The 25,143-nt window shown below is 53.8% G+C and carries 26 protein-coding genes; 18 read left to right on the top strand and 8 right to left on the bottom strand.

Annotated elements, in window-relative coordinates:
* Positions 1-284: 284 nt before the first annotated feature.
* Entirely contained in the window at positions 285-818 is a 534-nt protein-coding gene (locus HMPREF0673_RS10945; protein ID WP_022429564.1) for a prolyl-tRNA synthetase associated domain-containing protein, read from the bottom strand.
* A 105-nt stretch (positions 819-923) separates the two neighbouring features.
* Between HMPREF0673_RS10945 and HMPREF0673_RS10940 the strand changes: the two genes are divergently transcribed.
* From HMPREF0673_RS10940 to HMPREF0673_RS10915, 6 genes are all read left to right on the top strand, one after another.
* Positions 924-1,529, top strand: a complete 606-nt coding sequence (locus HMPREF0673_RS10940; protein WP_007902288.1) for a hypothetical protein — start codon at positions 924-926, stop codon at positions 1,527-1,529.
* A gap of 36 nt (positions 1,530-1,565) precedes the next feature.
* The gene (locus HMPREF0673_RS10935; RefSeq protein WP_007902286.1) at positions 1,566-2,108 is read left to right on the top strand and encodes a cob(I)yrinic acid a,c-diamide adenosyltransferase; all 543 of its coding nucleotides are present in this window, start codon (positions 1,566-1,568) and stop codon (positions 2,106-2,108) included.
* 114 nt (positions 2,109-2,222) lie between these two features.
* The gene (locus tag HMPREF0673_RS10930) at positions 2,223-2,444 is read left to right on the top strand and encodes a DUF2795 domain-containing protein (RefSeq protein ID WP_007902283.1); all 222 of its coding nucleotides are present in this window, start codon (positions 2,223-2,225) and stop codon (positions 2,442-2,444) included.
* Between the two features lie 226 nt (positions 2,445-2,670).
* Positions 2,671-3,771: an FMN-binding protein gene (locus HMPREF0673_RS10925; RefSeq protein WP_040596879.1), complete on the top strand. Its 1,101-nt coding sequence runs from the start codon at positions 2,671-2,673 to the stop codon at positions 3,769-3,771.
* 75 nt (positions 3,772-3,846) lie between these two features.
* Positions 3,847-4,494 (top strand): nitroreductase family protein, encoded by a 648-nt coding sequence (locus HMPREF0673_RS10920; protein ID WP_007902279.1) that lies wholly within the window; start codon positions 3,847-3,849, stop codon positions 4,492-4,494.
* Positions 4,495-4,594: 100 nt separating this feature from the next.
* Complete coding sequence (locus HMPREF0673_RS10915; RefSeq protein ID WP_007902278.1) at positions 4,595-5,896, top strand: sialidase family protein; 1,302 nt, start codon at positions 4,595-4,597, stop codon at positions 5,894-5,896.
* Positions 5,897-5,929: 33 nt separating this feature from the next.
* Here the strand turns inward: HMPREF0673_RS10915 and HMPREF0673_RS10910 are convergent, their stop codons facing one another.
* Together HMPREF0673_RS10910 and HMPREF0673_RS10905 are read right to left on the bottom strand one after the other, a co-directional pair.
* Entirely contained in the window at positions 5,930-7,279 is a 1,350-nt protein-coding gene (locus tag HMPREF0673_RS10910) for a UDP-N-acetylmuramoyl-tripeptide--D-alanyl-D-alanine ligase (RefSeq protein ID WP_007902277.1), read from the bottom strand.
* Positions 7,280-7,452: 173 nt separating this feature from the next.
* Complete coding sequence (locus HMPREF0673_RS10905; RefSeq protein WP_007902276.1) at positions 7,453-7,998, bottom strand: outer membrane beta-barrel protein; 546 nt, start codon at positions 7,996-7,998, stop codon at positions 7,453-7,455.
* Between the two features lie 147 nt (positions 7,999-8,145).
* Between HMPREF0673_RS10905 and folP the strand changes: the two genes are divergently transcribed.
* The 7 genes from folP (at position 8,146) to HMPREF0673_RS10870 (ending at position 15,849) form a co-directional block, all read left to right on the top strand.
* A complete protein-coding gene (folP, locus tag HMPREF0673_RS10900; RefSeq protein ID WP_007902275.1) occupies positions 8,146-8,967 on the top strand; it encodes a dihydropteroate synthase in 822 nt (273 codons plus the stop codon).
* Between the two features lie 24 nt (positions 8,968-8,991).
* The gene (gene cdaA / locus HMPREF0673_RS10895; protein WP_007902274.1) at positions 8,992-9,759 is read left to right on the top strand and encodes a diadenylate cyclase CdaA; all 768 of its coding nucleotides are present in this window, start codon (positions 8,992-8,994) and stop codon (positions 9,757-9,759) included.
* Between the two features lie 228 nt (positions 9,760-9,987).
* Positions 9,988-11,436, top strand: a complete 1,449-nt coding sequence (sufB, locus tag HMPREF0673_RS10890; RefSeq protein ID WP_007902272.1) for a Fe-S cluster assembly protein SufB — start codon at positions 9,988-9,990, stop codon at positions 11,434-11,436.
* A gap of 188 nt (positions 11,437-11,624) precedes the next feature.
* Positions 11,625-12,440, top strand: a complete 816-nt coding sequence (locus HMPREF0673_RS10885) for a hypothetical protein (RefSeq protein ID WP_007902270.1) — start codon at positions 11,625-11,627, stop codon at positions 12,438-12,440.
* Positions 12,441-12,461: 21 nt separating this feature from the next.
* Positions 12,462-13,217, top strand: a complete 756-nt coding sequence (gene sufC / locus HMPREF0673_RS10880; RefSeq protein WP_007902268.1) for a Fe-S cluster assembly ATPase SufC — start codon at positions 12,462-12,464, stop codon at positions 13,215-13,217.
* An 11-nt stretch (positions 13,218-13,228) separates the two neighbouring features.
* Entirely contained in the window at positions 13,229-14,572 is a 1,344-nt protein-coding gene (gene sufD / locus HMPREF0673_RS10875; RefSeq protein WP_007902267.1) for a Fe-S cluster assembly protein SufD, read from the top strand.
* Positions 14,573-14,634: 62 nt separating this feature from the next.
* The gene (locus HMPREF0673_RS10870; protein WP_007902264.1) at positions 14,635-15,849 is read left to right on the top strand and encodes a cysteine desulfurase; all 1,215 of its coding nucleotides are present in this window, start codon (positions 14,635-14,637) and stop codon (positions 15,847-15,849) included.
* Here the strand turns inward: HMPREF0673_RS10870 and HMPREF0673_RS10865 are convergent.
* The gene (locus tag HMPREF0673_RS10865) at positions 15,791-16,135 is read right to left on the bottom strand and encodes a hypothetical protein (protein ID WP_040596874.1); all 345 of its coding nucleotides are present in this window, start codon (positions 16,133-16,135) and stop codon (positions 15,791-15,793) included. The two genes, HMPREF0673_RS10870 and HMPREF0673_RS10865, sit on opposite strands and share 59 nt — an antisense overlap.
* A gap of 215 nt (positions 16,136-16,350) precedes the next feature.
* Here HMPREF0673_RS10865 and HMPREF0673_RS10860 point away from each other — a divergent pair, with 215 nt between their 5' ends.
* Positions 16,351-16,989 (top strand): ribonuclease HII, encoded by a 639-nt coding sequence (locus HMPREF0673_RS10860; RefSeq protein WP_007902261.1) that lies wholly within the window; start codon positions 16,351-16,353, stop codon positions 16,987-16,989.
* A 156-nt stretch (positions 16,990-17,145) separates the two neighbouring features.
* Positions 17,146-18,042, top strand: a complete 897-nt coding sequence (locus HMPREF0673_RS10855; RefSeq protein ID WP_007902255.1) for a helix-turn-helix transcriptional regulator — start codon at positions 17,146-17,148, stop codon at positions 18,040-18,042.
* A 48-nt stretch (positions 18,043-18,090) separates the two neighbouring features.
* Here the strand turns inward: HMPREF0673_RS10855 and HMPREF0673_RS10850 are convergent, their stop codons facing one another.
* On the bottom strand, positions 18,091-18,561 hold the full coding sequence (locus HMPREF0673_RS10850) for a nucleoside deaminase (RefSeq protein WP_007902253.1): 471 nt from the start codon (positions 18,559-18,561) through the stop codon (positions 18,091-18,093).
* A gap of 244 nt (positions 18,562-18,805) precedes the next feature.
* Here HMPREF0673_RS10850 and HMPREF0673_RS10845 point away from each other — a divergent pair, with 244 nt between their 5' ends.
* The gene (locus HMPREF0673_RS10845; RefSeq protein WP_007902251.1) at positions 18,806-19,348 is read left to right on the top strand and encodes a hypothetical protein; all 543 of its coding nucleotides are present in this window, start codon (positions 18,806-18,808) and stop codon (positions 19,346-19,348) included.
* Between the two features lie 172 nt (positions 19,349-19,520).
* Positions 19,521-21,821: a polyribonucleotide nucleotidyltransferase gene (gene pnp, locus HMPREF0673_RS10840; protein WP_007902246.1), complete on the top strand. Its 2,301-nt coding sequence runs from the start codon at positions 19,521-19,523 to the stop codon at positions 21,819-21,821.
* Positions 21,822-21,909: 88 nt separating this feature from the next.
* Here pnp and HMPREF0673_RS10835 read toward each other — a convergent pair whose 3' ends face one another.
* The 3 genes from HMPREF0673_RS10835 to HMPREF0673_RS10830 are packed head-to-tail and all read right to left on the bottom strand — an operon-like array spanning position 21,910 to position 24,321.
* Positions 21,910-23,109, bottom strand: coding sequence for a GH25 family lysozyme (locus HMPREF0673_RS10835; protein WP_040596871.1), 1,200 nt, complete (start codon positions 23,107-23,109; stop codon positions 21,910-21,912).
* A 13-nt stretch (positions 23,110-23,122) separates the two neighbouring features.
* Positions 23,123-23,329: a hypothetical protein gene (locus HMPREF0673_RS14365; RefSeq protein ID WP_157591700.1), complete on the bottom strand. Its 207-nt coding sequence runs from the start codon at positions 23,327-23,329 to the stop codon at positions 23,123-23,125.
* Positions 23,323-24,321, bottom strand: a complete 999-nt coding sequence (locus tag HMPREF0673_RS10830; protein WP_007902242.1) for a hypothetical protein — start codon at positions 24,319-24,321, stop codon at positions 23,323-23,325. The genes HMPREF0673_RS14365 and HMPREF0673_RS10830 overlap by 7 nt, the downstream gene beginning before the upstream one ends.
* Positions 24,322-24,453: 132 nt before the next feature.
* Here HMPREF0673_RS10830 and HMPREF0673_RS10825 point away from each other — a divergent pair, with 132 nt between their 5' ends.
* The gene (locus HMPREF0673_RS10825) at positions 24,454-25,113 is read left to right on the top strand and encodes a PASTA domain-containing protein (protein WP_007902240.1); all 660 of its coding nucleotides are present in this window, start codon (positions 24,454-24,456) and stop codon (positions 25,111-25,113) included.
* Positions 25,114-25,143 lie beyond the last annotated feature (30 nt).

The following is a 25,143-nucleotide window of genomic DNA, read 5'->3' as shown; positions in this document are numbered from 1 at the left end:
TGCACTTGTCTCAAGTGCACCAACCAAGCAGTGCACCAACCAAGCAGTAGTACCAATATTTTTGTTGGTGCAGTTGAGACAACTGCACCCCCTTGCGAGCACCAACCAAGCAGTCGTACCAATAGTTTTGTTGGTGCAGTTCTTGCATTTGATGGAAGATGCGCTCAAATCCTGGTAGATGCAACCTGCATCTTCCAGCCCTTATCCCTTTGATACGCAACGCGCTACGCTGAAAATGGAAGATATGGTAGATATTTTCTGCAACCTATTTGTTTTGCAGATTTTTAGTATAGTTTTATGTATTCGTATGTGTTGCCAACTATCGAGAGATAATTCTCGAAGGCGTGTCGAGAGATGACTACAGTGCCACGGCAGTCGTTAGGGTGGAATGATAGTGTATCGGCTTGCTGAAGATTAGCATCGAGAAATAGATGTACGTGGTTGTCGGTGTCGTTGATGAGTCCGAACGGCGATACGCTGCCAGGTTCCAGCCCAAGAAACCTCATCATACGTTCGGGTGATGCGAACGAGAGTTTGCCGCATGAGGGCAGTCCTTTGCTCACCAGCGACTCTTTCAGCAGGTGCTCGAGGTCGTGGATGGCGAGGTCGTGGTCGCAGTTGAAGCATACGAGATAATGGCGGTTGCCCTTGTGGTTGCGGAAGAAGAGGTTCTTGCAGTGCACGCTGCCATCGTCTTTCCACCAGCGTTTTGCCTCCTCTATGGTTTTGCCTTCGGGATGGTTGTAGCAGCTGAATGGAATGTTGTGTTCTTTAAGGTAGTTGAGAACCTTTTCTTGTCGTTCGGATATCTGTTCCATAGTTCATCGAATTATTTCTTACAAAAATACAACATAATCGCGTATAAACAAAAGCTATTCGATAATAAATCTTTACCTTTGTAATTACTAAGTAGAATACAATCAATGAATCCAATCAAGCGTTATATCATCTGGCTTCGTCGCATGTCGTATAGTCGTGGCTTCGGAGTGCAATCGCCGTCGGCATATCGTTTCATACGTTATGTCATCAGCGAACACTATCCGTATTATGCCTACGCAGACCTGCGAAAGAAGTACCCTACGCTCAATTGGCTGACGCGCAAGCGCATGGAGCTTTACTTTCGTATGTCAAACTTCTGCAGAACGAAGCTGATGGTTGACTACAGCAAGGACAGCAGTCTGCTTGCTGATTATGTTGCGCATGGTTGCAAGATGACGAGGGTGCGTAACGTTGTTTGCGAATTGTCGGGGGGTGATACAGTTGATGATTCGCTTGATGATGTGGTTATGCGATTAGTGCGAATCTGTCCCATTACTGGGTGTGAAGCGTTTTTGGAGAAGGCTTTAGCTGAGTCGGACCAGTCGTCGGTATTCGTCATTGAGGATATCTGTTCGGATGGAGTGGCTCACCGTATGTGGCAGCAACTTGTGGAGAGCGAGAAGGTGAGTGTGAGTTACGACCTCTATTACTGTGGCATCGCTTTCTTCGATACCGACCGTCATAAAACGAATTACGTAGTGAACTTTTAATTAAGTCTATCTAATTTATCTGTTAATATTAAACCTATGAAACTATATACAAGGCATGGCGATACGGGGCAGACCACCCTCGTAGGAGGTAAGCGCGTGATGAAGGACGACATACGTATCGCCGTGTGTGGCGACCTTGACGAACTGAATGCACATATCGGTATGCTCCTATCGTTCGGTGTTCCAGAGCGCGAATTGAACGTGCTCATCAGAGTTCAGCAGCAGCTGTTCCATATCGGTGGCGAACTGTCGAACCCCGACTTCGCTATGCCGTCGCACCTGACCGCTGCTGATATCGCCCAGCTTGAGCAATGCGTTGACACGCTGCAGAAAGAAACTCCGGAGCCAGAAACCTTTGTCCTGCCTGGTGGATGCACCGCAGCCGCCGAGTCGCATGTGTGTCGCACCGTGGCACGTCGTGCAGAGCGCAGCATTGTAGCCATGTCGCACGAATATCGTGTCGAACCACTTATCTTGCAATTTATCAATCGCTTATCCGATTATTTCTTCGTTTTGGCTCTCAATTTAAACTTTATTACATCTATAGACGAAAAAAAACTATATATCACTTGTAAATAACTCAGAATTTACTATTTTTGCATTTGGTTAGAGCAGGAGGGCAATCCATGAAGAACAGTGCCTCGCGGCTCTTAAAGAAAACATATTAAAGTACGACATTTAAAACTTAAAACTATGTATTGGACACTTGAATTGGCTTCCAAGCTGGAAGATGCCCCTTGGCCAGCAACTAAAGACGAGCTCATCGACTATGCTATGCGTTCTGGCGCTCCGCTCGAGGTGCTTGAGAACCTGCAGGAGATTGAGGATGAGGGTGATGTTTATGAAAGCATCGAGGACTTATGGCCCGACTACCCTACAAAAGAGGACTTCCTCTTCAACGAGGACGAATATTAATCGCTCAAACAGCTATACAGTATAGCTTGAAGCGTTGAATATAAGCGGTATAGGAGTTGTACAACATTTCTATACCGCTTTTTACGTTCTTTTGAACTTCTGTGTCAGTACTTGGTATCGTTTTGCAATAACTTGCAATAAGCATTTGTTAATGTAACCAATAAATTAAATCTTTGCATGTAGTAATAAAAATAAGTATATGGTAAAAAGACAAAGAAAGGGTATTATGATTCGACTGTTGTCGCTCGTTGTGGTGATGCTGGTTTTGTCAGCTGCTGCGATACTGCGTGACGGCAGGATATTCGGGCACGACTTGCGCCAGACTCATGCTGCGGTGGCATCAGTAGCGCAGGGCAGCGATACATTGGAGGTGCAGCCTGATGGAACGTTTGTGATGAACACCCGCGTGCTCGCGAAGGACGTGCAAGGCTACGGCGGACCGGTGCCGTTGAAGATACATATAGATAAGGACGGAAGACTGACCGCCATTGAGGCTGAGCCAAACGCCGAGTCGCCGAGCTTCTTCGACCGTGCGAAGGAGCTGTTCAGCCGTTGGCAAGGCAAGACCATTGACGAGGCGATGGCGGAGGACGTGGATGCAGTGTCGGGGGCTACGTTCTCGTCGAAGGCGATAATAAGGAATGTGCAGCGCGGACTGGCTTATGCCAAGCAGCACGGACTGGCTGATGGCGGTAAGGGCGCACAGGAGGAGAGTGCAGAGCACACCGTAGCTACCGGCTGGACTCTCGGCAGCATAGTGGCGTTGATCGCCGTACTGCTCGGAGCCGTCGTTCCGCTCTTCACCAACAACCGCCGTCTGCATCTTGTGCAGCTCGTGGTGAACGTCGTGGTGCTTGGTCTGTGGACAGGCACGTTTGTCTCCTACACGCTCTTCCTTCGACTCTTTGCCGGAGGCGTGAGTCTGTCGGCGATAGGTACGCTCGCCGCTCCGCTGTTGATGCTGATTGTGGCACTGCTCTATCCGTTGGCTGGTAGGTCGGGCCACTACTGCGCTCATGTCTGCCCGTTCGGTTCGGCACAGGAGCTTGCTGGAAAACTCAGCCGACGCAAGCTGCGCATCACGCCGCGTATGCTCCGCGTGCTCACCGCTTTGCGCAATCTGCTCTGGGGCGTACTGATGGCACTGCTGCTCACCGGTACATGCACCGCATGGATCGACTACGAGCTGTTCACGGCGTTCATCTATTCGTCGGCATCGGTGTGGGTGATAGTGCTTGCAGTGCTGTTCCTTGTGCTGTCGGTGTGGGTGCCGCGACCATATTGCCGCTTCGTGTGCCCAACGGGAGCGCTTATGAAGAGTGTTTAATGTTGAGTTTTGAGTTTTGAATTATGCGTTGCGCGCATTGTGGGTTGTTGAGTTTTGAATTAAGATTTTTAAATTATGAATTTACAGAATAAGTCAATCGTTTTGAACGTAGTGCTCGCTATAGTCGTCGTTGTGCTTGGTGTGCGCTTGGTGTCGGGCGTGGAGGGCAGCGTCGAGTCGCAAACGCAAGAGCAGGTAGTGCTCAACAATATTGCTACGCGTACCAGCATACGCGACTATGAGGCGCGCCCCGTAGAGAAGGAGAAGGTGGAGAAGATGCTGCGTGCGGCTATGGCTGCACCTACGGCTATGAACAAGCAGCCGTGGCACTTCGTGGTTGTCGATCAGCGCAGCGTGCTAGACAGTCTTGCAGGTGCTAATCCTTATGCAAAGATGCTGCTCAAGGCTCCGCTCGCTATCGTTGTCTGCGGCGATATGGACAAGACGATTGAAGGCGGCGGACGCGACTTCTGGATTCAGGATGCGTCGGCAGCAACGGAGAATCTTCTGCTTGCGGCTCACGCTATGGGGCTCGGTGCCGTATGGACGGGTGCCTATCCTTCCGAGGATCGCTGCAAGGCGATTGGCGCAACGCTCTCACTGCCAGATAATCTCATTCCGCTTAACATGGTGGTTATCGGCTATCCGGCGGAGCATCCGCAGCCGAAGGATAAATTCAAGGAGGAGAACATAACTTTTAAAAGTAAAAAGGTAAAAGAGTAAAAAGTAGGAGGTATGGGCATCTTGCCCATACCACGCACCCACAAAAGCATATATTTTAAAAGTAAAAGGGTAAAAAGGTAAAAGAGTAAAGCAAACTACAATGAAGAACGTTCTATTCTCTCTCGGCATGTTGTTACTCACCGTTGCAGCCTACGCTGATGGCACTGTGCTGTTCAGTACGGCGAATGGCGGCATCGATGTTCCGCCTTATCGCATTCCGGGTATCACCTGCGGCAATGGCGGCAGACTCATAGCGAGTGCGGCACGCCTCGTCTGCGGCACCGACCCAGGTTACGGACGTGTCGACTGCGTGGTAAAGCTGAGTGACGACAACGGCAGAACGTGGAGCGAGCGTGAGATTGACGTGGCTTGTGGCGACGCATCGCTCATCAACAACGTCAAGACACCGATGGCTGCTGCCTATGGCGACCCTGCTATCGTGATGGATCGCGAGCGCAACGAAGTGCTCATCATGGCTGTTGCCGGCTGCACGGTGTACGGCAAGGCGAGCACCAACCGCCGAAACCCTAACCTCATTGCTGCAATACGCAGCACGGACGGTGGCTTGACATGGCAGAAGCCCATCGATCAGACCGAAGCGATATATGGCTTGTTCGACGGGGGCAATCCGCTGGATGCTGCTTTCATCGGTGGCGGAAAGATATTCCAGAGTAGGGTGGTGAAGGTAGGCGACTACTATCGCATCTACGCTGCACTCGCAGCGCGTCCCAACGGCAATCGCGTGATCTATTCCGACGACTTCGGACGCACATGGCACGCTCTCGGTGGCGCGGCTGCTCTGCCCGTGCCCGACGGCGACGAACCGAAGTGTGAGGAGTTGCCCGACGGTCGTGTCATCATAACAAGCCGCGCCTCTGGCTGCAGACTGCTTAACATATACACCTATAGCAACGCAACTACGGGTGAAGGCTCGTGGGAGGAACAGACAAAGGCTACGATGAGCGGATTGGCTCTCGCGCCGAGCACCAACCCTACGAACGGCGAGATGCTCATTGTGCCAGCCGTGCGCAGCAGCGACGGCAGACAGCTGCACGTTGTGTTGCAGTCGGTGCCAACAGGCACGGGGCGCAACAACGTGAGCATATTCTATAAGGAACTGGCTGATGAAGCGGATATGTGCAACGTGAAAGCCTTAGCCGAGGGTTGGGACGGCTGCTATCAGGTGAGTACCACGGTATCGCTCTACAGTAGTATGGATCTGCAAGCCGATGGCAGAATAGCCTTCTTCTATGAGGAGACGCTTACTAAATGGGGCACGAAGCCCAATCCCGTCTGCACAAGTTTTCCGCAGGGCGAGGGCGAACACAACTACGACGGTTGCGAACTTGTGTATAAGGCGTTCGACCTGGAGACAATAACCGGCGGAAAGTATAAAATGTAGGGGTGTGGGTATGGGCAAGAATGCCCATACCTTCTATAATAACTCTGGAAGCTCGAACAGGCGTGTGCCGTTACTGCCCTTGATGAGGATGTAGCGGTCGTGCGGCTTCTCTGAAGCAATTGCTTCCTTCACTCCTGCTACGTTCTCGAACTTGCGGAACGTGGCAGGAGTTGTTGTATGCTCAAACTCCGAACCCACGAGCCACACCTCCTCGAGTGTCATGCGGCTGAGCTGGTCTACGATGCGCTGATGCTCGTCGTGGCTCACGCTGCCCAGTTCTTTCATGTCGCCGATGATAGCCATCTTATGGTCGGCATTGATAGCCTCGAAGTTGTTGAGTGCCGCAGCCATACTCGTCGGGTTGGCGTTATAAGCGTCGACGATGAGACGGTTGTCGGCAGTCTGCTCAAACTGCGAGCGATTGTTGCTCGGCGCATAGTTCGTCAGTGCTGTGTCGATGCGCTCTGCCTCCACGCCGAAGTATGTGCCGATGGCGATGGCAGCGAGCATGTTCGTGATGTTGTACGCACCGATGAGTTGGCTCTCCACGTGGTGCGCAGCCTTTCCCTCCGCTTTCCACGTGAAGCTGAGCATCGGCTCGCTCTTCACGTCTGCGGCTGTAACGTACAGGTTGTCGGCAGCGTTGATGCCGTAGCGCACGAGGTTCAGCCCCGTAGCGATGCCGTTGAGGTGCGGGTTATCGTTGTCGATGAACACGCAGCGCGGGCGTTTCACCTCGCGAATGGCGTAAGCGTCGTTCTCGTCTGCGGCAGCTGAGCGCACGAAGTCGTACAGCTCGCCCTTGGTACGTATCACGCCCTCGAACGAGCCGAAGCCCTGCAGATGCGCACGTCCCACGTTTGTGATGAGCGCATAGTCGGGCTCGACAATCTCCACCAGCGTCTTGATGTCGCCAGGGTGCGATGCGCCCATCTCCACGACCGCGATGTCGTGCTCGGCGTTCAGACGCAGCAACGTCTTCGGCACGCCGATGTCGTTGTTGAAGTTGCCCTCGGTGTAGAGCACGTTATATTTCTGCAGCAACACCGCAGCCGTCAGTTCCTTTGTCGTTGTCTTGCCGTTGGTGCCGGTGATGCCGATTATCGGTGTGCCGAGCGCACGGCGGTGGTAGCGTGCCAGCTGCTGCAGCGTGTGCAGGCAGTCGTCGACGAGGATGAAGCGGTCGTCGCCCTCAACGGCATACTCCGCTTCGTCAACCACGGCGTAGGCGCAGCCCTTCTCCAAGGCTGCTGCAGCAAACTTGTTGCCGTTGAACGATGCGCCCTTCAGAGCGAAGAACAGCGAACCGGCAGGGCAGTCGCGGCTGTCGGTTGTCACAACGGGGTGTTGCTTAAAGATTTCGTAAAGTTCGGATATTTCCATTTTGCTTCTTGCTTTTATAGATGCATTTATCGGTGCAAAGGTAATGCAAACCGAAGACAATGCAAAATAAGCTTGCTGTTTTTTATTGTTGAGGTGCAGCTTGTGGGAGGGTAGGTGTATTAAAAAAGAGGAGCGTGTGCCCCTCTTTCGTTTATGATTATGTGTGTATTCGTTTAGAACTTGTATGCAGCGCCGAGACTGATGACGCACTGGTCCAAGTCGCTCACGAGACTGTACTTCACCTCGAAGTTGAGCATGAGGTTGTCTGTCAGGTCGTACTGGGCACCGCCACCGAGGTTCACGCCAAACTTGCCAGTATTGTAACTTTCTTTAACGGTTACCTCGCCGTTTGCCTTTCTCATAGGAGCACCCCAGCCCCAATCGCCACCGCCACCTACGCTGTATTTGTTGCTCCAGTGTCCATGTACATAGGTAAGACCTACGAGCGGATATACTTTGAACTTGTCACCAATGTTGAACAGGTAGTGAGCGTTAGCGTTGATTTCCCACATTGTGAAGTGATCTTTCGGGAAGAAGTAGTTGAACGAAGCCTCGCCACGAATGTGGTCTGTGAAGCAGTAAGAACCCTTGACACCAAGGCCGAGAGACTCGATTTCTGTACCATAGTTAAGGTTAAGACCGACCGCAGCAGTCTTTGCCTGCGCTGATGCGAACAAGCTTGTCATCGCACAAGCGAGTGTTAATAATAACTTTTTCATAATTGTTTGTGTTAGTTTTGGTTAAAGTATAGTGGCAAAATTACACTAAATAATCCAAACTTCCAACTCTTTTTGTTAAAAATGTTTGGCTATTCGGATATTTATTGCGTATTTTGTGTTTTGTTATTAACAAATTATCAAGCATATATGCAATATACAATAAATGTGCGAGGCAGACTGCTCGACCTCTCACAGCCCTTGGTGATGGGCATACTGAACGCCACGCCCGACTCGTTCTACAGCGGTTCGCGCAAGCAGACGGAGGCAGAGATAGCCGACCGTGCCAACCAGATAGTAGCCGAAGGCGGACGCATCATCGACGTGGGAGCGTTCTCCACACGCCCCGGTGCCGACGAGGTGAGCCTTGAGGAGGAGACGGAGCGTCTGAAGCGTGCCCTCGAGATAGTGCGCCGCGAGCAGCCCGACGCCATCGTGTCGGTAGACACCTATCGCCCGCTCGTGGCTCGCAGATGCGTGGAGGAGTTCGGTGCAGACATCATCAACGATGTGTCGGAGGGCGGCATAACGGGCATCGTGGGCAAGGAGATACACGAGGAAGGCGACATGTTCCAGACCGTGGCGCAGCTCGGCGTGCCCTACATACTCATGTCGGTGCAGCCCACATTGGAGAAGATGATGCAGAACTTCGCGGCGGAGGTGCAGCGTCTGCGCGACCTCGGTGCGAAAGACATAATCCTCGACCCCGGCTACGGCTTTGGCAAGACACTCGCACAGAACTACGAGATAATGAACAGGGCGGAGCGCCTGCTCGAACTCGACCTGCCCGTGCTCGTCGGCGTGTCGCGCAAGAGCATGATATACAAGCTTATCGGTGGCGACCCCACGACGGCACTCAACGGCACCACCGTGCTGCACACCGTGTCGCTGCAGAAAGGTGCTTCGATACTGCGTGTGCACGACGTGAAGGAAGCCTTTGAAGCCATCCGAATTGTGCAGCAATTAGGATAACACTCAACATTCAAAACTTACAACATGTTCGACTTCGGAATAAAAGACATCATCGACATATTTCTTGTCGCATTGATACTCTACTACATCTATCGTCTGATGAAGGAGAGCCGTTCGCTCAATGTCTTCATCGGCATCATCGTGTTCGTGCTCGTGTGGCTCTTTGTGAGTCAGGTGCTCGAGATGCGCCTGCTCGGAGCCATTCTCGACAAGCTGGTGTCGGTGGGTGTAATCGGCATCATCGTGCTCTTCCAGGAAGAGATACGCCGCTTCCTCTACTCGCTCGGTGCGCACCAGCGTTTCCGTGCTTTCGCCCGCTTCTTCGTGGGCAGCAAGGAGAAGGTGGTCGACAAGGAGACCATCATGCCCATCGTCATGGCGTGCATCGACCTCTCGCGCGGCAAGGTGGGCGCGCTCATCGTCATAGAGCGCGGCATACGCCTCGACGATATTGTCGACACGGGCGACGTGATCGACGCACGTATCAACCAGCGACTCATCGAGAACATCTTCTTCAAGAACTCGCCCTTGCACGACGGAGCCATGATTATCGTCGGTAAGCGCATACGCGCTGCCGGCTGCATCCTGCCCGTGTCGCACAGCCACGACATACCGAAGGAACTCGGTCTGCGCCACCGCGCTGCGCTCGGCATCTCGCAAGACTCCGACAGCATCGCCATCGTCGTCTCGGAGGAGACGGGCGGCATCAGCGTAGCCATCAACGGCGAGTTCCAGTTGAGGCTCTCGGCAGAGAAACTGGAGAACATACTATCGAAGGAAATGAACCTTTAGGTTCAAAAAAGCAGCGTTTTCTTCGAATAATCAACGCATTATTCGTAATTTTGCATTTATTAAGGAGATTGTATGCAGATGTTTCGCAACCTGAAAGTGCAGGTTGTGTCATCGTGCACCGAACGCAACCCGATCAGGTGGCGGACGCAATCCGATCGGACGGCGAACGCAATCCGATCAGGTGGCGAACGCAGCACGACATTCTCCCCTCTACTTTTATACTGAAAAATGGAAACTAAAGATACAAAAAACGCCTATGTACGCCAGGTGGCAGAGCAGAAGTACGAGTACGGCTTCACCACCGACGTGCATACAGACATCATAGAGAAAGGACTCAACGAGGACGTTGTGCGACTCATCTCAAGCAAGAAGGGCGAACCCGACTGGATGCTCGAGTTCCGTCTGCAGGCATTCCGCCACTGGCAGACGATGAAGGAACCGAAGTGGGGACACGTGCACGTGCCCGACATCGACTATCAGGCGATTTCGTACTACGCCGACCCGCTCGCCAAGAAGAACGAGAATAAGGAGATAGACCCCGAGCTGATGAAGACATTCGACAAGCTCGGCATACCGCTCGAGGAACGCCTTGCGCTGAGCGGTGTGGCGGTAGATGCCATCATGGACTCCGTCAGCGTGAAGACCACCTTCTCGCAGCACCTTGCCGAGAAAGGCATCATCTTCTGCTCCATCGGCGACGCCATAAAGAATCATCCCGACCTCGTGCGTGAGTACTTGGGAAGCGTGGTGCCCTACCGCGACAACTTCTTCGCAGCACTCAACAGTGCCGTCTTTTCCGACGGCTCGTTCGTCTACATCCCCAAGGGCGTGCGCTGCCCGATGGAGCTAAGCTCCTACTTCCGCATCAACGCACGCAACACGGGTCAGTTTGAGCGCACGCTCATCATTGCCGACGACGACGCATACGTCAGCTATCTCGAAGGCTGCACCGCGCCCATGCGCGACGAGAACCAGCTGCACGCCGCAATCGTTGAGATCATCGTGAAGGACAACGCCGAAGTGAAATACTCAACCGTGCAGAACTGGTATCCGGGCGACGAGAACGGAAAGGGCGGCGTGCTCAACCTCGTGACGAAGCGCGGCGACCTGCGCGGTGTCAACTCCAAACTCTCGTGGACACAGGTGGAGACCGGCTCTGCCATCACATGGAAGTACCCCTCGTGCGTGCTGCGCGGCGACGGTTCGCAGGCGGAGTTCTACTCCGTAGCCGTCACCAACAACTACCAGGAGGCAGATACCGGCACGAAGATGATACACATGGGCAAGAACACCAAGTCGACAATCATATCGAAGGGCATCTCAGCCGGACACAGCCAGAACTCGTACCGCGGACTGGTGCGCGCCACAAGCAACGCCGACAACGCACGCAACTACTCGTCGTGCGACTCGCTGCTGCTCGGTTCCGACTGCGGAGCGCACACCTTCCCCTACATGGACATACACAACGACACGGCTATCGTGGAGCACGAGGCTACGACATCGAAGATTTCGGAAGACCAGCTCTTCTACTGCAACCAGCGCGGCATACCCACCGAGCAAGCCGTGGGTCTCATCGTCAACGGATACGCCAAGGACGTGCTCAACAAGCTGCCTATGGAGTTCGCTGTCGAGGCGCAGAAGCTGCTTAGTGTGTCGCTTGAGGGAACTGTGGGATAGGAGGAGTTTTGAATTTTGAATTTTGAATTTTGAGTTTTGAATTATTGCGGTTGCACCGCAATTTTGAATTGCTCAATTTTGAATTACAAAAAACTCACAACTCACAACTCACAATTCACAACTATTTAATTCACAATCGGCGCAGCCGACAACTCAAAATTCAAAATTCAAAATTCAAAACTCAATATATGCTCCGCAGGATAATGATCGCCACAGCAGCTCTCGCAGCCTGTGCCGCCACCGCCTTCGCAGGCGACGACGACGTGTCGCGCCGCTGGGCAGTGATAGCAGGTATGAACCTCTCGTGCCCCACGACGGCAAGCGTAGAACGTTCGCCACGCGACGCAGGCAACATCGCAGCGTTCGCCTCACCGCAGTGCAACGTACTGGTAGAATACTATCTGCCGCAGCAGCACTTCTCGCTCGTGGGCGGCTACAACGCCGAGACCGTGCAGTGGTTCGGCAGCAAAGTGGATGCCACAATGCAGAACATAGTGCTCGGCGCACGCTACTATCCCCTAAGCAAGCGTTTCGCCCTCCAGCCCTACGCTGCGCTGATGACCTACACCAACGTGGCACAGCGTCACGAGCAGCATAGCATGAGCGCATGGAATGGAGGCGACGGCTACGGGCGCGACTGCACGCTGCGACTTCCGCGTGTGAGCATAGCACCGACGGTGGGACTCGACTGCTACATCTTCTCGTCGCTCGCGCTCGAGTTCCAGTACGGCTTCCCGCTCGCCATCGACGGCAAGGCGCACGTAGCAACCACGTGCAACGGCAGCCCCGACGTATATCGGATGCGCTCCAACATGCACCGCCACAACATACAGATAGGCTTGAAAGCCACGTTCCCGTTCCGCTTCACATCAGCCGACGGCAACAATCTCTTCACGCTCATCGAAATGGCGCTCGGCATATACGACCCAGCCGACGAACCCAAACGAGAAACAAAGAAGGAACGACGCAGGATGAAGCTCGGCCGCGTGCTCGATTCGTATTAATATAAAAACTCAAAACTCGATATGTTAGAAGTAAAAAACCTCCATGCCACTATCGCTGGCAAGGAAATACTGAGAGGCATCAACCTCACTATAAACGATGGCGAGATACACGCCATCATGGGACCGAACGGTTCCGGAAAGTCTACACTCAGCGCCGTGCTCACAGGCAATCCGCTCTATGAGGTGACAGCAGGCGAGGCATGGTTCAACGGCAAGAACATCCTTGAGATGAAGCCCGAAGACCGTGCGCACGAAGGTCTGTTCCTCTCGTTCCAGTATCCGGTGGAGATACCGGGCGTGTCGATGACCAACTTCCTGAAGGCAGCTGTCAACGAGAAACGCAAGTATCAGGGACAGCCCGAACTGAAGGCGGGCGACTTCCTCAAGCTGATGAACGAGAAGCGCAAGGTCGTGGAACTCGACTCCAAGTTCACACGCCGCTCTGTTAACGAAGGATTCTCGGGCGGCGAGAAAAAACGCAATGAGATATTCCAGATGGCAATGCTCGAACCGAAGCTCGCCATACTCGACGAGACCGACTCCGGACTCGACGTGGACGCAATGCGCATCGTAGCCGACGGTGTCAACAAGATGCACACGCCGGAGACATCAGCCATCGTCATCACCCACTACGAGCGACTCCTCGACATGATAAAGCCCGACGTCGTACACGTGCTCTACAAGGGACGCATCGTGAAGACCGCCGGACCGGAACTCGCAAAGGAGATAGAACAGCGAGGATACGATTGGATAAAAGCAGAGCTTGAAGAAGAATAAAACTCAGAAAAATGACTTCAGAACAACAATACATCGACCTCTACCGCGAATGTCGTGAGCAGATTTGCGCCCACAGCACCGACGTGCTGAACGCTGTGCGCGACGAAGCCTTCAACAGCTTCGAGCGTCTCGGCTTCCCTTCGCGAAAGGTGGAGCGATATAAATACACTACGATAGACAAGCTCTTCGAGCCCAACTACGGACTGAACATCAACCGTCTTGAAGTGCCGGTCGACCCGTACAAGGCGTTCCGCTGCGATGTGCCCAACCTCAGCACGTCGCTCTACTTCATCGTCAACGACCAGTTCCGCCAGTCGCTGCAGCCCAAGGAGAATCTGCCCGAAGGCATCGAGGTGACATCGCTTGCCGAATACGCGAAGGCGCACCCCGAGTTCGTGGCTCAGCACTACGCACGCCTGGCGAAGAGCGACGAGGACGGCATCACCGCGCTCAACACTATGCTGGCGCAGGACGGACTGCTCGTGCACGTGAAGCGCAACGTCGTGGTGGACAAAACCGTGCAGGTGATAAACATACTGCGCTCGGACGTGGCTATGATGGTGAACCGCCGCGTGCTCATAGTGATGGAGGAGGGTGCCAACGCCAAGTTCCTCTTCTGCGACCATGCAGCCGACGACCAGCAGTTCCTCACTACGCAGGTGATTGAGGCTTACGTCGGAGCAAACGCATCGCTCGACCTCTACTGCATGGAGGAAACCCACTACAAGAACACACGCATCTCGAACGTGTACGTGGAGCAGCAGCGCGACTCGCGCTTCAACCACAACGTCATCACGCTGCACAACGGCGTGACGCGCAACCGCCTCGACGTGCAACTCAAGGGCGAGGGTGCAGAGTGCTGGTGCAACGGCTGCGTGATTGCCGACAAGACGCAGCACGTGGACAACAACACGCTGATAGATCATCAGGTGTCGCACTGCACGAGTCACGAGCTCTACAAGTACGTGCTCAACGACAAGGCGACGGGAGCCTTTGCAGGCAGAGTGCTCGTGCGTCACGGCGCACAGCATACCGTGTCGGAGGAGGTGAACCAGAACCTTTGCGCCACGAAGACAGCGCGTATGTACACGCAGCCGATGCTCGAGATATACGCCGACGACGTGAAGTGCTCGCACGGATCGACCGTGGGTCAGCTCAACGATGCGGCTCTGTTCTACATGCGTCAGCGCGGCATCAGCGAGAAGGAGGCAAAGCTGCTCCTCGAGTTCGCATTCATCAACGAGGTTATCGACAAGATACAGCTCGAACCGCTGCGCGACCGCCTTCACTATCTCGTAGAGAAGCGCTTCCGCGGCGAACTGAGCAAGTGTGAGGGCTGCAAACTCTGCAAGTAATTAGTAGAGAATTCTTACCCCATCACCATCTCACCCCATCACCATCTCAACTTAAAAACATCATGTACGATATAAATAAGGTTCGCGCCGATTTCCCAATCCTTTCGCGCACCGTCTACGACCGTCCGCTCGTCTATCTCGACAACGGAGCAACGACGCAGAAGCCGTTGTGCGTGCTCGATGCCATGCGCGAAGAGTATCTCAACGCCAACGCCAATGTGCATCGTGGCGTGCACTATCTCTCGCAGCGCGCCACCGACCTGCACGAAGCTGCACGCGAGACCGTGCGCCAGTTCATCAACGCGCCGAAGACAGAAGAGATAATCTTCACGCGCGGTACCACCGAGAGCATCAATCTCGTGGCTGCGTCGTTCTGCGAAGCGTTCATGGCGGAAGGCGATGAGGTGATAGTGTCCGTAATGGAGCACCACTCGAACATCGTTCCGTGGCAGTTGCAGGCAGCGAAGCGCGGCATCGCGCTGAAGGTGATACCGATGGACGACAGCGGAAAGCTCGACATGAAGGCATACGAGCAGCTGTTCTCTGAGCGAACGAAGATAGTAAGTGTGGCTCACGTGAGCAATACGCTCGGAACAGTGAACCCAGTGAAGGAGATTGTGCGCATAGCGCATGAGCATGGTGTGCCGGTGCTCGTAGACGGAGCACAGTCGACACCCCACTTCGCTGTAGACGTGCAGTCAATCGACTGCGACTTCTTCGCCTTCAGCGGACATAAGATATACGGACCGACGGGCATCGGTGTGCTCTACGGCAAGGAAGAATGGCTCGACCGTATGCCGCCCTATCAGGGTGGCGGCGAGATGATAGAGAGCGTGAGCTTCGAGAAGACTACCTTCGAGAAGCTGCCGTTCAAGTTCGAAGCCGGAACGCCCGACTATGTGGCTACGCATGGACTGGCTACGGCGCTCAACTACGTGTCGGCACTTGGCATGGACAACATCGCCGCACACGAGCGCGAGCTCACCGACTACTGCATGACACGCCTTGCGGAGATTGACGGTATGCGCCTCTTCGGCACCACCGAGGGAAAGGATGCCGTGGTGTCGTTCCTCGTGGGCGACATACACCACCTGGACATGGGCACACTGCTCGACCGCCTCGGCATCGCCGTACGCACCGGTCACCACTGTGCGCAGCCCGTGATGGACCGCTTCGGCATCCAGGGTATGGTGCGTGCGTCGTTCGGTCTCTACAACACTAAGGAAGAAGTGGACGCTCTTGTGGCTGGCGTGAAGCGCGTGAGTCAGATGTTCTGATGCAGCGCAGTATCGCCCACAACGCCCATGCACATACGCCGAGATGCACCAGCAGCGAGTCGTATGCAGGGAACACGCCCATCAAGAATGCCAACTGTGCGTGGACGTAGCGCAGAGTCTGACTCGTAGTCACCTCGCGCTCAAGCACGCTCGAATAATACTGCCGTAACCACTCTATAGGGTTGGTTGCGGCTTTTTTTATTGTGTCAAGCATTGGTGTGGACTGCATCAGCTTAGTGTTAAACACTCGGATGTTGTTCTGCTGAATGGTGATGTTTTTCTCCATAATCTATATATTATATAAGGTGATACATGTTGTTTCTTATCTTCGCTTGCAAAATTAGTTGGCTTTATGGAAATAATACTTCACTTCAAGTATTTCTTTGTTAAAGAATTCTTACGAATGCTTTGTGGTTTGTATTATAAAAGCTAACTTTGCATATGGAAAATAAGCAGCCTACAGTTGCGCTTGTTTTCTATGCACATTGAAATGAACAACAGATGAAAAAACAAGAAAGCAATACCCGTTTGCTGCCCCATTACTATACCGACCTCGTTGAGGCTGGCTGCGACGAAGCCGGTCGCGGTTGTCTTGCTGGAAGCGTGTACGCTGCTGCCGTCATTCTGCCGCCCGACTACGACAACGCTCTGCTCAACGACTCGAAGAAACTCAGCGAGAAGGCACGCCGCACGCTGCGCGACCAGATAGTGCGCGACGCCGTGGCGTGGGCTGTGGGCGTGGTTACGCCCGAGGAGATCGACCGCATAAACATCCTCAACGCCAGCTTCCTCGCCATGCACCGTGCGCTCGACCAGCTCACCGTGCGCCCCGAGGCGGTCATCGTCGATGGCAATCGCTTCACACCATACCGCGACCTGCCCTACACAACGATAGTGAAGGGCGACGGTAAGTATCAGTCGATAGCCGCAGCGAGCATCCTCGCCAAGACATTTCGCGACGAATATATGGATCGTCTCGCCGAGGAGTATCCCTACTACGACTGGCAGAAGAACAAGGGCTATCCCACGAAGGCGCACCGCGAGGGCATACGCCTGCACGGCACCACGCCATATCACCGCATGAGCTACAACCTGCTTGGCGGAGGACAACTCGAACTGAAGTTTGAGGAAGAGGATTAAAAGTAAAAAAGTAAAAAGTAGGAGGTATGGGCATCTTGCCCATACCACGCACCCACAAAAGCATATTTTTAAAAGTAAAACTACTAACCTATAGAGAAAGCAAGCCGATAAAAACAAACCTAAAACCCAAATCTACTAAAATCGACAACAATGCGAATGGATAAATACGGTCGTGAACTCGACCTAATACTCATACTTACAGAGAATGCAAGTTATACGGCACAGCAGATAGCCGACCGTCTCGGCATCACGCGCCGCAACCTCTACTATTATTTCGACTATCTGCGTGATTGTGGCTTCAATCTGCAGAAGACCGGCACCACATACCGTCTCGACCGTTCGTCGTCGTTCTTCCGTCGTCTGCACGAGCAGATCTCGCTCTCCGAATACGAAGCAGCGTATATTTGCCGTCGCCTCGACTCCGACGACACACGCGACCACACCGCTGTGAACATACGCCAGAAACTCGCACGCTCGTTCAACCTGCCCGATGCCGTCAATCCCGAACTGCAGCGTCGCATGAACGACTGTGTGGCGAAGCTGCGCGAGGCGATGGCTACGCGCAAGATGGTGGTGCTGCACAAGTACGCCTCGCCACACAGCAACACCGTCACCGACCGTATCGTCGAACCCTATCAGTTGATGAATGACGAGCGCGACGTGCGCTGCCACGAGATACGCTCGCACGAGAACAAGACGTTCCGCCTCTCGCGTATGGAGTCGGTGGAGATAATCGACGTGCCCTGGACCTTCGACGATCGCCACAAGCAGATGTACACCGACATGTTCATGTTCGCCGGCGAGCAACGCTACACGGTGAAAATGCGCATGGGGCTACTCTCCTACAATCTAATGGTGGAGGAGTATCCGCAGTCGGCGAAATGCTTCACTGCCGATGGTGACACCGCCTGGATATTCGAAGGCGAAGTGGTGTCGTTCCTCGGCATAGGCCGCTTCGTGCTCGGACTCTACGAGGATATAGAAGTGATTGGCTGCGAGGAGTTTAAGGCTTATCTCGCCGGAAAAATAAAAAGCATGTCTTGCGCAGGTTGACCTCCGCAAGACATGCCCGAAATTTATTAGTTGTACCTAACCGTCCTATCAATATTCGGTCTTGTCGGCGCTCTCTTCCCACATGCGGAACGCCTTGAGTGCCTCCATACCCATCAGACGCTGCATCGTCTTGTGGCGCTGCTCTGGCTTGAGCGGCATCTCCTGGTAAATGAAGTCGTCGTCGAAGCCGATGGCGGCAGCATCCTTGCGGTCGTTGCCGTAGAAGATGCGGTCGAGATGCGCCCAATAGATGGCGCCCAAGCACATAGGGCACGGCTCGCATGAGGTGTAGATGTCGCAGCCCGCGAGGTCGAACGTGCCTAAGCGGCGCGTAGCCTTGCGTATGCAGTTCACCTCGGCGTGCGCCGTAGGGTCGTTGTCGATAGTAACGCTGTTAGAAGCCTCGGCGATGATTTCGTCGCCACGCACGATGACCGCTCCGAACGGTCCGCCGCCAGTGCGCACACTCTCCTCGGAGAGCTCGATGGCACGGCGCATAAATTCATTTTTCTTGTCCATATCTTTAGCTTTTTCTTTAAGGTTATAGGTTAATGTGCTATTTATTGGGGGTGTACACGCCGCATGGATTGAAACCGCACAAGCGGTGGTAGAGCGCAGCGGCTCCCGTTTATGCAAATGTACGCATAATAAACGAATAACCACAATTATTTCTTTTTTATTGTTTGTCAATTCGAGGTAATTCGCTAAATTTGCTTATATCTAACCCTATGCCAGATTATATGTTGGCATAACAACATAAGAAATGATGAGAAGTCTACGATTCTTTATGTTGATGGCAGTCGTGATATGCTCACTCGCTGTCAACGCTCAAGACGCCATCGCCAATGACGCCAACCCAACCGCTACTTCGACGGTAATGGTAGGGGAAAATTATGGCACAGATGTTAAGTCAGAGAACTTCACTTTGCTGCAACACAACGACACACTTGTGTCGGACGCCGAATTGCTGAAAAGTATCGCTAAAGACACTTCCGCCAAGCGGTTGAAGAAGGCAAGAATATTCAAGTGGACAGCTTGGGTGGGTGGCAGTGTCTTCTTTTTAGCCAGCTTATATTGCTTATTAGGAACGGCATACGTTGCATCTTTTCAAGAAAACGGCCCCGGAGTTAATCCATTTGCCATCGGATTAGCCGCCTCATTCGGAGCAAGTGTGATATGGACCACGTCATTCCTTATAGCAGCCCATCATCAAAAGAAATTGGCGCTTTCTGCCAACGTCAGTATGCTCAATGATAATCTGGCAAACAGAAGAACATTGGGTGTAGGGCTGAGTTTCAAGTTCTGAATAACAAACGGGGCTTGCGTGGCTCTGAGGAGCGTACCTCCTATGATTGCAGATGTTGCTGTGGAAAATTATACAAAAAAACAAAAATAATCGGCGATTGTTCGTTTATCCCATTGAAATTGACTAACTTTGCTCACATATTACAATTTTTTTGATGTAAATTAAGATTTAGATGAACGTAATTACAAAGACAGTATCATTGCCTGATGGCAGAACCATCAGCATTGAGACCGGGAAAGTGGCAAAGCAGACCGACGGAAGTGTTGTACTGCGTATGGGCAACACCGTACTTCTCGCCACTGTTTGTGCCGCAAAAGATGCAGTTCCCGGAACAGATTTCATGCCTTTGCAGGTAGACTACAAAGAGCAGTACTCAGCAGCAGGCCGTTTCCCTGGCGGCTTCACAAAGCGTGAAGGCAAGTCGGGCGACAACGAGATCCTCACATCGCGTCTCGTAGACCGTGTGCTCCGTCCGCTCTTCCCGTCTAACTACCACGCAGAGGTATATGTGCAGATTATGCTTCTCAGCGCCGACGGCGTTGACCAGCCAGATGCTCTCGCAGGATTTGCAGCTTCAGCCGCTATGGCTTGTTCAGATATACCTTTCGAGTGCCCGATTTCAGAGGTGCGTGTAGCACGCATCAATGGCGAGTACGTTATCAACCCTACCTTCGAGCAGATGAAGGATGCCGACATGGATATCATGGTAGGTGCTTCTGCCGAGAACATCATGATGGTAGAGGGCGAAATGAAGGAAGTGTCGGAGCAGGACATGATTGGCGCATTGAAGGCTGCTATGGCAGCTATCAAGCCGATGTGCGAGCTTCAGACAGAACTCTCTAAGGAACTTGGCACAGACGTTAAGCGCGAGTACTGCCACGAGGTGAACGACGAGGAACTCCGCGAGCAGCTCCGCAAGGAGACCTACGACAAGTGCTATGCTATCGCAGAGTCGGGCGACCACGATAAGAAGTCGCGCGAGGAGGCTTTCGACAAGATCCTCTCTGACTTCCAGGAGGCTTACGACGCAGCTCACACAGACCTCACCGCTGAGGAGCTCGACGAGAAGCACGCAGAGATGGTGCGCTACTACGCCGACGTTATGCGCGACTCTATGCGCCGTTGCATCCTCGACGAGGGCAAGCGTCTCGATGGTCGTAAGACTACAGACATCCGTCCTATCTGGTGCGAGGTTTCTCCGCTGCCGATGCCTCACGGAAGCTCTATCTTCACACGTGGCGAGACACAGTCGCTCTCTACATGTACACTCGGTACAAAGATGGACGAAAAGTTGGTTGACGACGTTCTTGAGCGTGGCTACCAGCGTTTCCTCCTCCACTATAACTTCCCGCCGTTCTGCACAGGCGAGGCTAAGGCTCAGCGCGGTGTAGGTCGTCGCGAGATTGGTCACGGCCACTTGGCATGGCGCGGTCTGAAGGGTCAGATTCCTGAGGACTTCCCTTACACAGTGCGCCTCGTGAGCCAGATTCTCGAGTCGAACGGTTCGTCTTCAATGGCTACAGTATGTGCCGGCACACTCGCCCTTATGGACGCAGGTGTTCCGATGAAGGCTCCGGTATCAGGCATCGCAATGGGTCTTATCAAGAACCCGGGCGAGGAGAAGTACGCTGTGCTTAGCGATATCCTCGGCGACGAGGACCACCTCGGCGATATGGACTTCAAGACAACCGGTACACCCAACGGCTTGACAGCTACACAGATGGATATCAAGTGCGACGGTCTGAGCTTCGAGATTCTCGAGAAGGCTCTTATGCAGGCTAAGGAAGGCCGCGAGCACATCCTCAAATGCATGATGGAGACTATCTCTGAGCCGCGCAAGGAGCTGAAGCCGCAGGTACCGCGCATCGTTCAGATCGAGATACCGAAGGAGTTCATCGGCGCTGTGATTGGCCCTGGTGGCAAGATCATCCAGCAGATGCAGGAGGACACCGGCGCTACTATCACTATCGACGAGGCTGACGGCGTAGGCAAGGTGCAGGTATCGGCTCCTAACAAGGACGCTATCGACGCTGCGCTCGGCAAGATCAAGGCTATCGTGGCTATCCCAGAGGTAGGCGAGGTGTACGAGGGCACAGTTCGTTCAATCATGCCTTACGGCTGCTTCGTAGAGATTATGCCGGGCAAGGACGGATTGCTCCACATCTCTGAGATCGACTGGAAGCGTCTTGAGACAGTTGAAGAGGCTGGCATCAAGGAAGGCGACAAGATCAAGGTGAAGCTCATGGAAATCGACCCGAAGACTGGCAAGTACAAGCTCTCACACCGCGTGCTTCTCGAGAAGCCGGAGGGATATGTAGAGCGTGAGCGCCGTCCGCGTGGCGAGCGTGGCGACCGCGGTGAGCGTCGTCCACGTCGTGAGGGTGGTGAGCGCCGCGACGGTCGTCGTGAGAACCGCGAGCATCGTGAGCCACGTGACTTCAACGACTCGCTCGACCACAACAACGACTTCTAATAGCTGAAGAATACATAGGTTAATACAGATAAGGCTGCATCGCAATTCGGTTTGCGTTGCAGCCTTTTTTTGTGCGTTGTTGATACCGCTACTTGATACATTCGTTTTGCAGGAAGTCCTCGTACTCGTCGCGGTAGCCGTTGAACACGTTGATGTCCACCTCGGGTGTTATGCCGCGCACGTGTCCGTCGGGGCTTAGCTGCCAGTAGGCGAGTCGCACGTCGGGCTTGTACTCGCCGTAGCGTGCTATCCACACTATGTAGTTGCGCTTCAGGTCGGGCGCGAGCGGCAGGTAGCGGTTCACGAACGACTGTGATATGTACAGTATGGGGCGTGCGCCCGTTGCCCTCTTCACCACGTTTATCCATTCGCGCACGTTGCGAAACATCGCCTCCGCTCCGCCCATGGCGCGTATCTGAGCACACGTCGGTTCGATGTCGAGCACCGGCGGCAAGTCGCCCTTGCGGAACGTGCTGTACTTCAGGAAGTGACGCGCCTGCTTTGCGCCGGGCGTGCGTGTCGAGAAGAAGTGGTACGCGCCGCACTTGATGCCGTGTGCGCGTGCTGCTGCATAGTCGGCGCGATAGTAGCGGTTTCGCACGGTGGTGCCCTCGGTCGACTTGATGTAGCAGAACGATACGGGGTAGTCTACCGTTCCGGCGATGCGCTTGCGCGATAGTTTGCCGAGATTGACGATGCGCATCTGCTTCCAGTTGATGGCGTAGCGTTTGCGCCCCTTCTCGTGCTGGAAGCGTGAGATGTCGATGCCGTAGATGCGGTCGGCGCGATATTCGATGCGTTCGCCCAAGAAGCGGTTGTTCTTCCACTCGCCCAGCTGCAGATGCTTGCCAGCATTGATTGCCACGCCGAAGCCCGATCGCTTGCCGTCAGCCCATTCGCCTTGGTATAGCTCTTGACGGTTGACGAAGGTGCCGTGTCCGTCGGCTATGCCGTCGCGGTTGAGTGTTCCGGTATATGTGCCCGTTGAGTCGCGCCATGTGCCGCTGACAAGTGTGTCGGCACGCCATGTGCCCACGATGCGTCTGCCTGTTGAATCGCTGCCGATGCCCTTGCCCCAGCGTTTGCCCATGCGCCATTCGCCGGCATACACCACGCTGTCGCCCACGGAGAGCACGCCGTAACCATCGTACTTGCCCTGTTTGGTTCCGCCGTAATATGTTGTTGCGCCCTGTACCAGTATGGTCTGTCCGTCGTGTGCAATGTCCTTGCAACCGCAGAGACAAAGTAGGGCGAAGCCCAGCGCAAGTGTGTATTTTGTTATCTTCATTGTTGTGTTGTTTTTAACTATAGGGGGTAGTTGTGCCATACGCATCGGTCGGCGCAGACGTCCGCATCGGTCGGCGCAGATGTCCGCATCGGTCGACGCAGACGTACGCATCGGTCGGCGCAGACATCCGCATCGGTCGGCGCAGATGTCCGTATCGGTCGACGCGGATGATACTACGTGAAGTTTTACGTTGTATAATGGCCCCTCCTCCTTCTACCATTCAAAGTTCAAAATCCTTTTAATCGCTCTTCTTGTGGCTATCGTGTCGCCACACACCATGCCGATGAACCTGCCCTTAGTGCTGAACACCGGTGTGCCGTCGCTGCCTAACATTCGTGGCAGGCGGTGCTTTCTGCCTTGCTCCACCTGCGTTGGCAGAATTTGTGCCGACACCGTGTCGCACTCCATGCCCTCCTCGCCGATAGTGGGGAAACCCACGGCGCGTGCTTCGCAGTTGTCGTCTATGTTCCACGGCAGCAGACTCACAGCCGCTACGCCCTCCGGTGTCTTGCCGTCGGCGGTCTGCAGCAGTGTCATGCCGTCGACGGAGCCGACGAGCCGGAGTGGTGTGCGCACGAGCTTGCCCTCCGCAGAGCGGTATATCGCCGTGTACTCGTGGTGAGTCTTCACGAACACGCCGTGATTGCCGTCGGTGATACTGTCAATCAGTTGCAGCACACGCTCCGCCTCGGCATAGGCGCGATTTACGCGAGTGTCCAACGCTGCCACTTCCTGATAGCCGTAGTCCTGCACGTTGTGCACACGCATATAGTAGTTGAGCTCCGACTTCTGTTTGTTGATATCGCGCAGTCGGGCTGTCACCGCTTCGCGGCACAGACGTATTATCGTCGAGTCGGCGCTGCCACGTAGCACGTCGCTCGGTGCGTGACTGATGGTTACGAGTCTGCCCTTGCACGATGGCAGCAGTAGCCAGTCGTTCGTCCATACACCCGTTGAGAAACTGCGGTGCAGAGCCTTTTTGCGATCGGTTGTGACGTTGTACACCGCCGAGTCGGCATCGCTCTCGGCGAAGTAGAGCAGCGGTTTCCCATCTACCGTCACCTCGTACCACGACGTGGCACTCACGACCACGGCACACCGCCGCATCTCGTCAGCAGAGGAGGGGAGAAGTCGCCATGTTGTCCACGAAACTAAAGAAACGCCGAGCACGCAGGCTGCTATGCACATAGCTTTCTTGTATGTATCTTTCATAGTGTTTTCAGCTTTGTTTAATTTTATGCGAATTTACAAAATATATCAATATGTTGTCGCTTTTTTTTGCATATATTTTGTGAATTGCGATGATAGTCGTATCTTTGTACATATTTATATATACGAAAGAGTATGAACACATCAGAGTTTTTCAGCAAATTCAAGAGCCGTTATCTCTGGGGCAATCTCGCTGCAATGGTTGCAGTGGTGTTCGTTGTGTGCCTCGGGGTGAAGTACGGTCTTGATATATATACCCATCATGGCGAAGTGGTGTCGATACCCAACGTGCGCCACAAAACCTTTAGCGATGCCGAGTATCTGCTCAAACAGAGCGGCTTGCAAGTGGTGGTGAGCGATACGGGATACGTGCCAGGCATCAAGCCCGACTGTATTCTTGAGCAGTCGCCCGCTCCTGGAGAGCGCGTGAAGACGGGTCATGTCATATACCTCACCGTCAACACCTCGCATACGCCGACCATCACCGTACCTGATGTCATCGACAACTGCTCGTTGCGCGAGGCGATGGCGAAGCTCTCGGCTATGGGCTTCAAACTCACTCAGCCTGCGTTTGTTGACGGTGAGAAGGACTGGGTGTATGGCTTGAGAGTGAAGGGTCGCCATGTGGTGGCAGGCGAGAAGGTGTCGGTGAACGACTACATCACTATTGAGGTGGGAAGCGGACAACGCGATGCCGACATGGACATCAACTACACCGACGCACCGATAGAGGACGCATCGGAAGACGAGTTCTACGAGTCGGGCGATGTCGATGAGTTCCAGGAAGTACCTTAAAAAGTAAAAGAGTAAAAAAGTAAAAGAGTA

Origin of the sequence: Leyella stercorea DSM 18206 (assembly GCF_000235885.1) — a bacterium.
GTDB lineage: Bacteria > Bacteroidota > Bacteroidia > Bacteroidales > Bacteroidaceae > Prevotella > Prevotella stercorea.
This window is presented reverse-complemented; position numbering and strand designations above follow the sequence as displayed.

Coding starts and splice junctions, on each gene's coding strand:
- HMPREF0673_RS10945 (WP_022429564.1), bottom strand. CDS start 818: ATGGAACAGATATCCGAACGACAAGAAAAGGTTCTCAACTACCTTAAA.
- HMPREF0673_RS10940 (WP_007902288.1), top strand. CDS start 924: ATGAATCCAATCAAGCGTTATATCATCTGGCTTCGTCGCATGTCGTAT.
- HMPREF0673_RS10935 (WP_007902286.1), top strand. CDS start 1,566: ATGAAACTATATACAAGGCATGGCGATACGGGGCAGACCACCCTCGTA.
- HMPREF0673_RS10930 (WP_007902283.1), top strand. CDS start 2,223: ATGTATTGGACACTTGAATTGGCTTCCAAGCTGGAAGATGCCCCTTGG.
- HMPREF0673_RS10925 (WP_040596879.1), top strand. CDS start 2,671: ATGATTCGACTGTTGTCGCTCGTTGTGGTGATGCTGGTTTTGTCAGCT.
- HMPREF0673_RS10920 (WP_007902279.1), top strand. CDS start 3,847: ATGAATTTACAGAATAAGTCAATCGTTTTGAACGTAGTGCTCGCTATA.
- HMPREF0673_RS10915 (WP_007902278.1), top strand. CDS start 4,595: ATGAAGAACGTTCTATTCTCTCTCGGCATGTTGTTACTCACCGTTGCA.
- HMPREF0673_RS10910 (WP_007902277.1), bottom strand. CDS start 7,279: ATGGAAATATCCGAACTTTACGAAATCTTTAAGCAACACCCCGTTGTG.
- HMPREF0673_RS10905 (WP_007902276.1), bottom strand. CDS start 7,998: ATGAAAAAGTTATTATTAACACTCGCTTGTGCGATGACAAGCTTGTTC.
- folP (WP_007902275.1), top strand. CDS start 8,146: ATGCAATATACAATAAATGTGCGAGGCAGACTGCTCGACCTCTCACAG.
- cdaA (WP_007902274.1), top strand. CDS start 8,992: ATGTTCGACTTCGGAATAAAAGACATCATCGACATATTTCTTGTCGCA.
- sufB (WP_007902272.1), top strand. CDS start 9,988: ATGGAAACTAAAGATACAAAAAACGCCTATGTACGCCAGGTGGCAGAG.
- HMPREF0673_RS10885 (WP_007902270.1), top strand. CDS start 11,625: ATGCTCCGCAGGATAATGATCGCCACAGCAGCTCTCGCAGCCTGTGCC.
- sufC (WP_007902268.1), top strand. CDS start 12,462: ATGTTAGAAGTAAAAAACCTCCATGCCACTATCGCTGGCAAGGAAATA.
- sufD (WP_007902267.1), top strand. CDS start 13,229: ATGACTTCAGAACAACAATACATCGACCTCTACCGCGAATGTCGTGAG.
- HMPREF0673_RS10870 (WP_007902264.1), top strand. CDS start 14,635: ATGTACGATATAAATAAGGTTCGCGCCGATTTCCCAATCCTTTCGCGC.
- HMPREF0673_RS10865 (WP_040596874.1), bottom strand. CDS start 16,135: ATGGAGAAAAACATCACCATTCAGCAGAACAACATCCGAGTGTTTAAC.
- HMPREF0673_RS10860 (WP_007902261.1), top strand. CDS start 16,351: ATGAAAAAACAAGAAAGCAATACCCGTTTGCTGCCCCATTACTATACC.
- HMPREF0673_RS10855 (WP_007902255.1), top strand. CDS start 17,146: ATGGATAAATACGGTCGTGAACTCGACCTAATACTCATACTTACAGAG.
- HMPREF0673_RS10850 (WP_007902253.1), bottom strand. CDS start 18,561: ATGGACAAGAAAAATGAATTTATGCGCCGTGCCATCGAGCTCTCCGAG.
- HMPREF0673_RS10845 (WP_007902251.1), top strand. CDS start 18,806: ATGATGAGAAGTCTACGATTCTTTATGTTGATGGCAGTCGTGATATGC.
- pnp (WP_007902246.1), top strand. CDS start 19,521: ATGAACGTAATTACAAAGACAGTATCATTGCCTGATGGCAGAACCATC.
- HMPREF0673_RS10835 (WP_040596871.1), bottom strand. CDS start 23,109: ATGAAGATAACAAAATACACACTTGCGCTGGGCTTCGCCCTACTTTGT.
- HMPREF0673_RS14365 (WP_157591700.1), bottom strand. CDS start 23,329: ATGGTAGAAGGAGGAGGGGCCATTATACAACGTAAAACTTCACGTAGT.
- HMPREF0673_RS10830 (WP_007902242.1), bottom strand. CDS start 24,321: ATGAAAGATACATACAAGAAAGCTATGTGCATAGCAGCCTGCGTGCTC.
- HMPREF0673_RS10825 (WP_007902240.1), top strand. CDS start 24,454: ATGAACACATCAGAGTTTTTCAGCAAATTCAAGAGCCGTTATCTCTGG.